This is a genomic window from Luteibacter sp. P4_D7_3 (genome assembly GCF_056401735.1).
Window position 1 is genome coordinate 1 of sequence record NZ_JBFUIT010000110.1, and the last position, 11725, is coordinate 11725.

Here is an 11725-nt window from a genome sequence, read left to right on the forward strand (position 1 = left end):
GACGAGCACAAAGCGCTCGCAGCCGGCGCGTTCGGCCAACAGTTTCATGGCATCGTCGACATCCGCGTAGACCTGTTGCGTGCGTGTTTGCTGTCCACCGCTGGCACCGCTGTCGCCGAGCGTCGACAGATCGAAACGAAGGGTCGGATATCCGGCGGCGTTAAGCTGCCGGGTCAGCTCCACATGCAAACGGAACGGACCGATGCGGTGGACGAGACCCGCGTTGAGCACGATAACGCCCGTCGCTCCGCGCACGCCTTCAGGTACGCCAGCGATGCCGACCAGGTGCCGGGCGCGGCCAAAGCGATGGGCTTCCTCGCGCATCACGCGACCTCCTTCAACCGACCGGTCACGGCCTGGATGAGCGGATGCGAAAGGATCGCCGTCTCCAGCCGCTCCAGATCGTTCCACGGCGTCGACGGCGTGATGGTAGCGACACGGCCTCGGTGAGAAACGATGCGCTCCCAACCCCGGCCGGACGACGCGGGCATGGAGTCCAGGACCAGCGTCGGCACGTTGGCAGACGCTACGCTCAGTGCGGACAGCTGGTGGCGTAGGCTCTCGGCGATATCGAAGCCGAGCCACTGCTCTGCCACGTCGCTGTGACTACGCGGCGCGTTGAACCGACCTGCATCCTCGCGAAGCGCCGCCTGCATGGCGTCGAGTTCGGCTACGTAGTCTGCACCCTCGAGCACCGGATCCCACGCGATCACTTCACTGAAGCGTGCCTGCTCCGCGGCGGCAAGGGCGACACTGCCGCCCAGGCGGGCGCCAAAGGCGACGATGCGGTCCACCCCGGCGCGCCGGCGAAGCTCGACCGCGGCCGCTGTCGCGTCACGCACGCAATGCTCCCAGTCCACTTCCGCGCTGCCGCCCGCGGAGTCGCCGGTGCCGTGATAGTCGAAGCGCAGGACGGCCATGCCTTCCTCGGCCAGCGACTGCGCTAGTTGGCGGTAGAGCCGGTGGCAGCGGATCAGGTCCTGGCCGAGCGGCGGGCACATCAGCATGGCGCGACGTGCCGGAACGGACGGCGCGTGATACATGCCGAACAGACCGGCGTCCGGGCCAAAGAAGAACGGCATGTCAGCATCCTGGCGCATCGTTATCTCCGGTAAACCACGCCGACGAAGAATTCAGTTTCGCGGTAGCTCTGGCCCACGGCATCGCTGTTGCGACGCTCGCGCGCCACCGAGGCGTGCCAGCTCCAGTGACGGTTCCACTGCTGGCCGAGGTCCAGGCCCAGGCGTACCGTGTTGTCCTTGCGGTCGAACGAGTCGTATTTGGTTTTTTCGTACGTACCGAAGCCGGTGAGGGTCAGCGTCGGTCTCAGGCGATAGCCCACCCCAGCGCTGACACCCTTCGCCGTCTGGTCGAAGGTGTTGTCGGTGAGGTAGCGAAGCTGGCTGTACGACGGCGACACCGTCACGCTCAGGCGCGGCTGCTGCCAGACCCAGCTCGCCTCGACGCGCTTTTCCTTGTAGACCTCCGAACCGATGACGGCACTGCCCGTACCGATACCCGTGGCCGCACCACGGCCAAGGCCACCGGTGTTGGCAAAAGGGTCGATCGCTTCGGTGCGGTCTGCGGTGAACCGGTTGGCTCCCAGCAGCCCGGGTGTCGTGATGATGTCTTGCGCCGCGTCCGCGTACTGATAGGTCCCGGCCACGCTCAGCGAGTTCTGCACCGTCGGCTGCCAGCCGATCTGCAAGCGCACCAGCGGGGACGTCGCATCGCGTCCCTGGTCGAAGTTCAGGCGTGTTCCGCCAACCAGGACATCCGCGTCGAAATGCGCCAGCGTGCTCGTATAGCGGAGGTAGGCCTCTTTCCGGTCGTAGTTCGCGCTACTGGGCTGCTTGTCGAAGTCGACCCTCTGGAATTCGAGATTGCCGGACAGTGTGTCGGTAGGATTGAGGTCACGGTACACACGAAATGCGGCCAGAGCGCGCGACGAATCGAACTCGTTCACCTTGGACGCGTAGCTGTCGATGTAGCGCAACTCGACCTGCCCGCGCGCCGCATCGCCGAAGCGCATGCGCAGCGTGGGTCCGACGACGACCACGTTGGTCTGCTGTTGGTTACCGGGGGAATCGGCAGCCAGCTGGTCCACCGGCTGCACGCCGGCATAGTCTTCCAACGAGAAGTCGAGGCGCTCGGGGATCGCGGTCCAGTTGGCCTGGGCGGCCAGCTGGGTCTGCGTCTGCGAGTCGAAGTCGTTCTCCAGGTACTTGCGGTATTCCAGCGTACCGGCCACGTTCGCCTGGAAGGTGGAACCCAGCTGGGTGTACTGGAACGTCGCGCCCGGCGTGAAGACGTTCTCGCTGATTGGCTGGTCCGACGACAATGCGATGTTGTTGCTGTGCTCGATTCCTGCATAGAGCGTGTAATCGAAGGTACCCGCGAGCGCCATGGTGGGTGCCGACGCGAGCCCGATCACGATCGCACGGGCGAGCCTTGTCGATGCCGGCATGTTCCCTCCCTTAGCCCCTGTGTGCGCGGAACGCCTGCCGGTCGTTCCACGCGAGCGTCGTCCTTACGGCGACTGATTGAAAACCACGCCCGCGAGCTTGGCGGGATCGAAATTGGCGACGGCCTGGTTGATCGAGGCCGGCGTGTCGCGTCCGTATCCGGCAACGATGACGACGAAGTCGGCGAGGTCCGCCAGGATGCGTGCATCCGGCGAGCCCTTGACCGGCGGTCCGTCAAGGAAGAGGTAGCGATCCGGATAGCGGCAACGCAGCGAATCGAGCACTGCGCGCATGCGGAAGGAAGAGAAATACTCGCCACTGTTCTCGCGTGATTTCCCCGCTGGGATCAGGCGCAGGCGAGGCACGCCCGTGTGGTACATGATCGACGCGATGCCGCGCGAGGGATGCTCGAGGAAATCGATGAGCCCCCCGGTCCGTGGTTCGACGCCCAGCGCCTTGTGCTGGTTCGGATAGCGCAGGTTGCAGTCCACCAGCAGGCTGGTCTTGGCCTCGTCGAAGGCGAATGCCGCCGCCAGGTTACGGGTGACGAAGCTGCCTCCCGAACGCGGACTGACGGCGACCACCAGCGTGATGAAGTTGCTCTCGCCCGCCATCTCGAGCAGGCGCGTGCGGATGCCGCGAAAGGCATCCGATTGCTGGCGTACCGACTCCTCCCGATGGATCAGGCGCTTGCGCTCGCAATCGATGGGCGCCAGCGCGCCGGCTTCTTCGCGCATCCGCGCGATGGAGTGGCTGGGCATGGCATGCCCGTCGCCGTGATGGGCGTCGTCATGATGATCGGCGAGCATATCGCTGAATTCCGTGTTGTCCGCGGCCAGTTTGTTCATGGTCAGCCCTTCATCCTCATCCAGAACAGCAGCAGGTACACCGCGCCGACACCGGCGACGATCAGAGCCAATGCCATGTTGTGCAGGTGGTCACGCCGGCGGTCGCGCGGCGTCGGATAGAACGGGATCGAGGCAAGCACAGGGAAGCCCGTGGCACGCTCGAGCTGACCGACCGAGCGCACCCGGGGATCGAAGCGGGCGACCGCGAAGAGCAGGCCGAAGGGAATCACCAGGGACAGCGCGAGGCCGGCCAGGCCGAAGTGCATGAAGCGGAGGCCGGAGGGCACCAGCGGCATCACCGCAGGGTTCTGTACCAGGAAGGTCAGGCCACGCTGCTCGGCGTCGAGATTCATCGACACGCGTGCGTTCTCGCGACGCTTCAGCAGATCCTGGTAGACATCGCGATTGACGTTGTAGTCGCGGGTGAGTTCGGCGATGACATTCTCCGAACTGGCGATGCGCTTGCTGCGTTCGAGCTCGGTCTGCAACATGGCCTCGCTCGCGCCGGCGCGTGCCGCACTGGCGGCAGCGTCACCGCGCACGGCAGACAGCTGCAGGCGCATCTGCTGGTAGACCGGGTTCATCGTGGTCGAATGGTCAATCGGCATCGGTCCGCCGGCCGCGCGCTGCGCGTCGGCCGTCTGGGCCTGCTTGCGCACGTCCTCGATCTGATGGCGCAGGCGAATCACATCCGGGTAATCCTCGGTGTAGTTGAGCAGCAGCTTGTCCAGCTGGCCCTGCAGATCGCCGAGCTGCGTGGTGTAGATGCCGCCGACCGTCTGCACCGCGTTGACTTCGGATTCGCCATTGATCTGTGCGGCGAGCGACGCGGCCTGCGACTGCTTCTGCATGTAATCCATGCGATTGTTTTCGATCTGCATGCGCAGCTGGCTGATGCGCGAATTGGTGTCCACGTCGTTGCCCGGCCGTGCATCGGCATTGGCGTCGCGATAGGCCTTGAGCTTGCCTTCCGCGTCGGTCAGCTTGGCGCGATACGCCTCGACCTGGCTGTTGATGAACTCGTAAGCTTCGCGGCTTTCGCGCTGCTTGGAGGCCAGGCTCTCGCTGATGAACAACTGGCCGAACGCACGGGTCACCTCGAAAGCGCGCYTCGGGTCCGAGTCGAAATAGGTGATGGTGATCAGGTTTTCGCGGTTGTTGATGATCTTGGTGCGACCCTTGATCCCCTCGATGATCTTGTCGCGATCCAGCGCGGACGGGCTGTTTGCCAGCCAGCCTCCGCTGCGCAGCACCTCGTCGAGCACGCGGCGACTGAAGATCACGTCGCGGGCGATGCCGGCACGATTCTTGTTGCCGGTGGCCGAGGCCGCGCCTTCCATCAACGGCGTGATGATGCTGCTTTCCTCGGCGAGGATGGTCGTCGACGCTTCGTACTTCTTCGGCCAGACCATGCCGACGCCAAGGGCGAGCAGCGCGATGACCGCGAAGATCACGCCCATCGTCACGCGCCGCCTGCGTGCTTCACCGATCAATGCGGGCAGGATGCCCGTGAAAGGAACAAGTTCCCCGTTCATCACATACCCCTGTCAGAACGCACGCTGCGGTACCGTAATCACGTCGCCGGGCTGTACCGGGTAGTTGTTGCTCAGGTCGCCCTGCTGCAGGATTTTCTGCAGTTGCACCGCGTAGGCCTGGGTCGCGCCGCCCGAGCTGCGCCGATAGAGTTCGGTGCGATCGGGCGCGGCAAACTCGGTCGTCCCGCCGGCGGCGAGCACGACATCGAGCACAGTCATGCCCTGCCGGTAGGGAATGGAAATGGGACTGCGCACCGCGCCGGTGACGCGAACGCGCGAGAGGTATTCGTGACTGCGCAATGCCGTAAGGATCACGGCCACCTGCGGGTCGCGGATGTACTGAGCCAGCTTCTGCTGGATCTCCGCCCCTACCTGGTCGGTCGTGCGCCCACCGGCGGCGACATCGCCCACCAGCGGTACGGTGACCTTCCCGTCCGGTCTCACCGGAACGCTGACACTGAGGTCCGGGTTATGCCAGACCGTGACCTGTAACTGGTCGTCGACACCGATCAGATACGACTCGACCGCCGGATTGGCGGCGTCCATCTTCGGTGGTGCCGAGGTGATTCCGCCTGTCGCGCATGCCGTCAACATGACGGTGGCAAACACTGTGGCGACGCGATTCCAACGCTTCATGATGACACCTGCCCCTGTGACTTCGCTCGGTCGGTATCGTCGTGTCGATAGGGGTCCACGTCCATTCCAACAGCCCGCCTATGCCATTCGACCGACGCGCCGAATCTTGCGAAGTGCGCCATGCTTGTCGCCCCGCGAAACGAGGAGGACCAGGTTTGTCGGAAGCCGTGGACATCGTCGGGCGACTGACCCATCCCGCGGTCCAGGGGCTGCTTCTGGCCCTGCTCTCGACGGCACTGGTCCTGTGGCGACGCCCTCGCACGGCGGCGTTGGCGGCGGCGCTTGCCCTGGCCTGGATCTGGATCGCGTCCACGCCCGTACTGGCGCTGCACCTGCGTGACGGACTGGCCACCGTCCCGGGATCCTCCACACCGCACGCCGACGCGATCGTCGTGTTGGGCGGCGGCAAATTGCCGGTGGCCGACTGGTCGCGCACGACGACGCGCGCCGGTCGCGGGCTGACCTTATGGCGTGACGGCTTTGCGCCCCTGCTGCTGGTCTCCGGCAGCGATCAGGCCGACGACCTCGCGCGGGGATTTACCCTGTCCGGGGTTCCCGGCGGCGACCTGCGTGTGGAAAGCCGCAGCGTCAACACGCACGAAAACGCGCGAAATTCGGCCGCCATGCTCAAGGCAGACGGCCTGTCCGATGTGCTGTTGGTGACGTCGGCCATCCACATGCGCCGGGCGGCCGGATGCTTCCGGCACGAGGGCATCGTCGTGACTCCCGTACCCGCGGAGGACGGCCACGGGAAGCTGGTCGTCGCGCCCGGCTGGTTGCCGCGCCGCGACGCGCTGACCCTGACTGCCCGCTGCCTCCGCGAGTATCTGGCCCTCTGGTTCTATCACCGCCGCGGCTGGATGTGACCGGAAACCTGGCCCGCTGACGCGGGATCGCCGATCAATCGGCTCCCACAACGACGTGGGCGGCGTCAGAGAGCGGCGACGATACCGAGCTGTTTCAGCACCACCTGCTCCCACACCCCGTCCAGGTCGCCGTCCGCCAGCATGTCGTAGGCATTGCGGCCGGAGAACGCCCGCTGCGGCATGACCAGCCAGCGGGCCGCCCGGTGGCGATCGCCCACGCACGAAACGACCAGTTGGGCCAGCGGTGGGTGGCGGGTTTCCAGGGCGTCCAGGGCCTGCTCGATCACAGCCTCGCGGGCGTCGTGCAGGCGCGTCAGCTCCGAGGCGAGCTCGGCATAGGTAGGTGCTTTCATCGACATGGCGCGGCTCCCCGGAGGCTTTGGGGAACGCTAGCGTCGCTGGCCCGCGGCACGCTTGTACGCCTATGAGGCGACTTCTAGGGATCGCCGGTTTCGATCTGCAGGGAGGTCTTGCCGTCGCGACGGACAAGCCCGGGACCGAACTGAACGACTTTCGCGTCCTTCAGCACAACGGTGTAGTCCTGATGGGAGAACGAAAAGCGGCCCGGTCGACGGTCGATCCAGCTCATCACTTCGAAACCGATCATGTTCCGGTCCGAATCGGGCGGACCGAGACGGTCGACGACCTCGTTTCGTGGGGTGCCGACTTCCAGCCGGGCAATCTTCGAGGACATCCCTGCGCAGCCGGCCAGGCCGGCCGTCAGCAGAGCCACGGCGATCGCTCGTTTCATCCTCACTCCCGTCAAGGTGCGGCACCCGCCGGATGGTAGCGCACTGACGCAAAAGCGTGCGACTGATCCGCCTGGCATGACCTGCTTTTCAGCGCACCGTCGAGGGAGGCGCCGGCATCACCGATGGCGACGCCGCCTGGCCGACGGGCTTGCCATGGGGATCCAGCACGTGGCCTTGCGCGTCAACAGCGTGCGTGTTGGCATTTTGCACGCGCCGGGTGACGCCTGGACTACCCGGCTGCACCGGGCTCAGCCCGCGTTCGGTGGCGCCTGCGTCGGAAGCGGGTTGAACAGGCATCGAGGCCGGGTTGGCCTGCCCCGGGCTCGGCGCGGCGGCAGGATTCGCTCCTGGCGTCGCGGTGGGCACGGACGCCGGATTCGGCGTCGTCTGGCCGATCGCCGTCGACGACAGGAGCAACAACGCCAGCAGGCGGGAGGGGTGTAAGGGCATCGCAGGCTCCGGATGCATCGCGGGAACGACGCTTGCGTCAGTCACGCTAGTCCGGCGCATGTGAAGCCTTCGCGTCCCTGCTAGGCTCTTCCGATCCCATCCCGGAGACACCCGATGCTGCTTGCCCTCGCTTTTGCCCTTGCCACCGATAGCGGTTTCGACGCGCGTGTCCAGGCTGCCAAGGCATTGGAGAAGAATCCGGAGGGCAAGGCCTGGCAAGGCGCTTTGTGGGACAAGATAGGCAACCCGGCCACGGACGCGCTGAAGGACTGCATCGCCAGCAACAGCCCCGCGGACAAGACGCCATTCACCATTGTCGCGACGATCGACGCCAAGGGCCGCTCCAGCGACGTGGCGGTCCAGCCGGAAACGCCGGTGGCGAAGTGCTTCACCGGCCAGTTTGCCGTCTGGACCCTGCCGCCACCGCCGAAGAAGCCGGCGCCCTATCCGTTCGAGATCGACGTCTCGATGGGGCAGTAAGTCAGTTCAGTTCGTCCGGATGCGGGCCCATGCGGTTGCCCGCATCCAGTCCGTCGATCGCCTTCATCTCATCGGCTGACAGTTCGAAATCGAACACGTCGATGTTGGCCTTGATGCGTTCGGGCGTGACGGATTTCGGGATCACCATGTGCCCGAGCTGGACATGCCAGCGAATCACCACCTGTGCCGGCGTCTTGCCGTGCTTCTTGCCGATGGTGACAAGGGCATCGTTCTTCAGCAGGTCGCCGCCCTGCCCCAAGGGGCTCCAGGATTCGGTGATGATTTTCAGCTTCGTATTGGCAGCAACGACATCGCGCTGCGCGAAGTCCGGATGCAGTTCGATCTGGTTGACCACCGGTACCACGCCGGTTTCCTTCACCAGGCGTTCGAGATGCGCTGGCTGGAAATTGGACACGCCGATCGAACGGATGCGACCTTCGTCACGCAGGCGAATGAAGGCCTTCCAGGTGTCGACATAAAGGTCGCGTTTCGGCGTCGGCCAGTGGATCAGGTACATGTCGACGTAGTCGGTACCCAGCTTGTTCAGGCTGCTATCGAAGGCCTTTAGCGTGCTATCGAAACCCTGCTCGGCGTTCCACAGCTTGGTCGTAAGGAAGATGTCGCCGCGCGCGACCCCGGATCGCTCGATGCCCTGGCGCACGCCGGCTTCATTCTTGTAGATCGCCGCGGTATCCAGAGAGCGGTAGCCAGCCGCCAGAGCGCTGGCGACGGCATCGGCCGTTTCGCCATCGGGAATCTGGAATACACCGAAGCCCAGTTGCGGGGCCTTGTTGCCATCGTTGAGGTCGAGGACCGGAACGGAAGAAGTCATGCCTTTGTCTCCTGCGGGGAACCGCCAACAATGATGCCGGACGACCCCGCATTCAACGCGTGATGGCTCAGTCGCCGCGCGCCGCGTAGTGCGTCTCGACGTAGTTGTCGAGGATGCCGACGAACTCGTCGGCGATGTTGTCACCACGCAGTGTCATGACTTTTTCACCGTCGATGAACACGGGCGCGGAAGGTGCTTCGCCGTTACCCGGCAACGAAATGCCGATGTTCGCATGCTTGGATTCGCCGGGTCCGTTGACGATGCAGCCCATCACCGCGAGAGTGAGGTTCTCCACACCGTCGTACTTCACGCGCCACACCGGCATCTGCTCGCGCACATGTTCCTGCACGGTTTTGGCCAGCTCCTGGAAAAATTCGCTCGTGGTGCGACCGCACCCCGGGCACGCGGTGACCAGCGGCGTGAAGGCGCGCAGGCCCATCGTCTGCAGCAACTCCTGGGCGACAATGACTTCGGCCGTGCGCGACTGCCCCGGCTCGGGCGTGAGCGAAATGCGGATCGTGTCGCCGATACCTTCCTGCAGCAGCACGCCGAGTGCCGCGCTGGAGGCGGTGATGCCCTTCGAGCCCATACCCGCTTCGGTCAGGCCCAGGTGCAGGGCGTAGTCGGCACGACGGGCGAGATCGCGATACACCGCGATCAGCTCCTGCACGCCCGAGACCTTGCACGAAAGGATGATGCGGTTGCGCGCAAGGCCGAGGTCTTCCGCGCGCGCGGCGGAATCCAGCGCGGAACGGATCAACGCTTCGCGAGCTACATGGCCTGCGTCCCACGGGTCGGCACGGCGGGCGTTCTCGTCCATCAGGGCAGCGACCATGGACTGGTCCAGCGAGCCCCAGTTGGCGCCGATACGCACGGGCTTGTCGTAGCGAATCGCCATCTCGATGATCGAGGCGAACTGCGCATCTTTCTTCTTGCCGAAGCCGACGTTGCCCGGATTGATACGGTACTTGGCGAGCGCCTCGGCACAGGCCGGCTCGCCTTCCAGCAACTGGTGGCCGTTGTAGTGGAAGTCGCCGATCAGCGGGACCGAGACGCCCATCATGTCCAGGCGTTCACGGATGCGCGGCACGGCGGCGGCAGCGGCAGGCGTATTCACCGTAATGCGGACCATCTCCGAGCCCGCGCGGGCCAGTTCGGCCACCTGCTTCGCCGTGGAGACGGGATCTTCGGTGTCCGTGTTCGTCATGGACTGGACGACGATCGGTGCGCGGCCGCCTACTTGCACGCGGTCGACGATCACGCCCGTGCTCTGGCGGCGGGCAGCGGCTTCCGCGGGACGGGGGCGGCTAAGGAGGTCTTCGGTCATAGCCCGGCATTTTAGCGCATTGGTATGACCGCCCGCAGACCGGAGCTCCCAGGCCGCTGTAGGAGCCGATTCATCGGCGAATGGGTGCTCGCGGCAACCGGGCCCGCTGCTGCGGGATCGCCGATGAATCGGCTCCCACACGAAGCTTCGCCGCCTAAGCGGCTCCTGCACACGCTGGCCCGATACACTGCCCGCATGAACGTACGCCACCGCAGCACCGGATTTTCCAACCGCCTGTTCGCCGAGCAGGCTCTGAGCCGCAGTGCCGGCGCGCCGCTGATCGGCGGCAACGCCGTTGAGCTGTTGATCGACGCGAGGGCCCATTTCGATGCCTGGCTCGCCGCCATCACGGCGGCGAAGCGCCACGTATTCGTCGAGAACTACATCATCCGCGACGACAGCATCGGGCAAGCGTTCCGCGCCGCGCTCGTCGAGCGCGCTCGCGCCGGGGTTTTCGTGGCTGTGATCGGCGACTGGGTCGGCTGTCTCGGCCAGTCACGCGCGTCGTTCTGGAACGAACTCCGCGCCGCGGGCGGCCACGTGCGCATTTACAACCCACCCAGGCTCGGCAGCTCGTTCGGCTGGGTCAGCCGCGACCACCGCAAGGTGCTCACCGTGGATGGCGAGGTCGGCTTCCTGTCCGGCGTCTGCCTGAGCGAGAAGTGGCTGGGCGATCCAGGGCGCAATGTGTCGCCCTGGCGCGATACCGGTGTGATGATTCACGGCCCGGCGGTCGCGGAAATCGAACACGCCTTCGCCGACAGCTGGCAGCAGGCCGGCGAGCCGCTACCCGACGATGAACGCCTGCGGCCCACGGCGGACAGCAAGGACGCCGGTGAGGTCTCGCTACGGCTCATCGCGACCCAGCCGAGCACCGCCGGCATGTATCGCCTCGACCAGATGGTCGCCGCCATGGCGCGCAAGACTCTCTGGCTCACCGATGCCTATTTCGTGGGGGTTGCACCGTACGTGCAGGCCCTCGCCGCCGCCGCACGCGATGGCGTGGACGTGCGTCTCCTTGTACCAGGCACCAGCGACATCCCCATGGTCGCCGGGATGTCGCGCTCCGGCTACCGCCCGTTGTTGAAGGCCGGTATCCGCGTGTTCGAATGGAACGGTTCGATGCTGCACGCGAAGACGGCCGTCGCCGACGGGCGCTGGGCGCGCGTGGGCTCGTCCAATCTCAATATCGCCAGCTGGCTGAGCAACCGTGAAATCGACGTAGCGATCGAGGACAACGGATTTGCCGGAAAGCTCGAGGCGCAGTACGAAGCGGACCTCGAGAACGCCACGGAAATCCTCCTGCGTGGCCGCCGGCGCCGCTCCGGCAACGAGCGCATGCGTAGCCGCTCGCCCCGCCCGCCGCGGCCACGCCATACGGGGGGCAGCTCCAGCCGTGCCGCCGCCGGTGCGTTGCGCCTGGCTAACACGGTAGGCGCGGCCCTGACCGAGCATCGCGTGCTGGGAGATACAGAAACCGGGCCGCTCATCGCCGGCGCTATCTCGGCCACCGTGCTCACGGTCATCGCGATCT

Annotated in this window: 13 protein-coding genes and 1 pseudogene; 3 read left to right on the plus strand and 11 right to left on the minus strand. The window is 65.5% G+C overall.

All coding sequences use genetic code 11. The features are described from left to right. The 6 genes and pseudogenes from AC1DSN_RS11585 to AC1DSN_RS11610 all read right to left on the minus strand — a co-directional run. A pseudogene (locus tag AC1DSN_RS11585) lies at nt 1-324 on the minus strand (alpha/beta hydrolase); the annotation flags it as partial. Next, nucleotides 324-1100, minus strand: a complete 777-nt coding sequence (locus tag AC1DSN_RS11590) for an alpha/beta hydrolase (RefSeq protein ID WP_477296751.1) — start codon at nt 1098-1100, stop codon at nt 324-326. The pseudogene AC1DSN_RS11585 and the gene AC1DSN_RS11590, both read right to left, overlap by 1 nt. A gap of 2 nt (nt 1101-1102) precedes the next feature. Further along, a complete protein-coding gene (locus tag AC1DSN_RS11595) occupies nt 1103-2467 on the minus strand; it encodes an outer membrane beta-barrel protein (protein WP_477330775.1) in 1365 nt (454 codons plus the stop codon). Nucleotides 2468-2530: 63 nt separating this feature from the next. Further along, nucleotides 2531-3313: a P-loop NTPase family protein gene (locus AC1DSN_RS11600; RefSeq protein ID WP_231873825.1), complete on the minus strand. Its 783-nt coding sequence runs from the start codon at nt 3311-3313 to the stop codon at nt 2531-2533. A gap of 2 nt (nt 3314-3315) precedes the next feature. Then, nucleotides 3316-4848 (minus strand): XrtA system polysaccharide chain length determinant, encoded by a 1533-nt coding sequence (locus AC1DSN_RS11605; protein ID WP_477330777.1) that lies wholly within the window; start codon nt 4846-4848, stop codon nt 3316-3318. A 12-nt stretch (nt 4849-4860) separates the two neighbouring features. Continuing rightward, complete coding sequence (locus tag AC1DSN_RS11610; protein ID WP_477297870.1) at nt 4861-5484, minus strand: XrtA/PEP-CTERM system exopolysaccharide export protein; 624 nt, start codon at nt 5482-5484, stop codon at nt 4861-4863. Nucleotides 5485-5639: 155 nt separating this feature from the next. Here AC1DSN_RS11610 and AC1DSN_RS11615 point away from each other — a divergent pair, with 155 nt between their 5' ends. Continuing rightward, on the plus strand, nt 5640-6350 hold the full coding sequence (locus tag AC1DSN_RS11615; protein WP_477297869.1) for a YdcF family protein: 711 nt from the start codon (nt 5640-5642) through the stop codon (nt 6348-6350). Nucleotides 6351-6415: 65 nt separating this feature from the next. Here AC1DSN_RS11615 and AC1DSN_RS11620 read toward each other — a convergent pair whose 3' ends face one another. The 3 genes from AC1DSN_RS11620 to AC1DSN_RS11630 all read right to left on the minus strand — a co-directional run bounded on the left by AC1DSN_RS11620 (nt 6416) and on the right by AC1DSN_RS11630 (nt 7552). After that, the gene (locus AC1DSN_RS11620) at nt 6416-6709 is read right to left on the minus strand and encodes an antitoxin Xre/MbcA/ParS toxin-binding domain-containing protein (protein WP_213947663.1); all 294 of its coding nucleotides are present in this window, start codon (nt 6707-6709) and stop codon (nt 6416-6418) included. A 77-nt stretch (nt 6710-6786) separates the two neighbouring features. After that, on the minus strand, nt 6787-7101 hold the full coding sequence (locus AC1DSN_RS11625; RefSeq protein WP_063573545.1) for a hypothetical protein: 315 nt from the start codon (nt 7099-7101) through the stop codon (nt 6787-6789). Nucleotides 7102-7189: 88 nt separating this feature from the next. Next, entirely contained in the window at nt 7190-7552 is a 363-nt protein-coding gene (locus tag AC1DSN_RS11630) for a hypothetical protein (RefSeq protein ID WP_477297786.1), read from the minus strand. Between the two features lie 114 nt (nt 7553-7666). Here AC1DSN_RS11630 and AC1DSN_RS11635 point away from each other — a divergent pair, with 114 nt between their 5' ends. Next, on the plus strand, nt 7667-8032 hold the full coding sequence (locus AC1DSN_RS11635; RefSeq protein ID WP_063573547.1) for a hypothetical protein: 366 nt from the start codon (nt 7667-7669) through the stop codon (nt 8030-8032). 1 nt (nt 8033) lies between these two features. Here AC1DSN_RS11635 and AC1DSN_RS11640 read toward each other — a convergent pair whose 3' ends face one another. Continuing rightward, nucleotides 8034-8864, minus strand: coding sequence for an aldo/keto reductase (locus AC1DSN_RS11640; protein ID WP_477297790.1), 831 nt, complete (start codon nt 8862-8864; stop codon nt 8034-8036). A gap of 67 nt (nt 8865-8931) precedes the next feature. Further along, a complete protein-coding gene (gene ispG / locus AC1DSN_RS11645) occupies nt 8932-10191 on the minus strand; it encodes a flavodoxin-dependent (E)-4-hydroxy-3-methylbut-2-enyl-diphosphate synthase (RefSeq protein ID WP_477297791.1) in 1260 nt (419 codons plus the stop codon). A 195-nt stretch (nt 10192-10386) separates the two neighbouring features. Here ispG and AC1DSN_RS11650 point away from each other — a divergent pair. Next, the coding region (locus tag AC1DSN_RS11650; protein ID WP_477330779.1) for a phospholipase D-like domain-containing protein at nt 10387-11725 on the plus strand (1339 nt) is incomplete at its 3' end.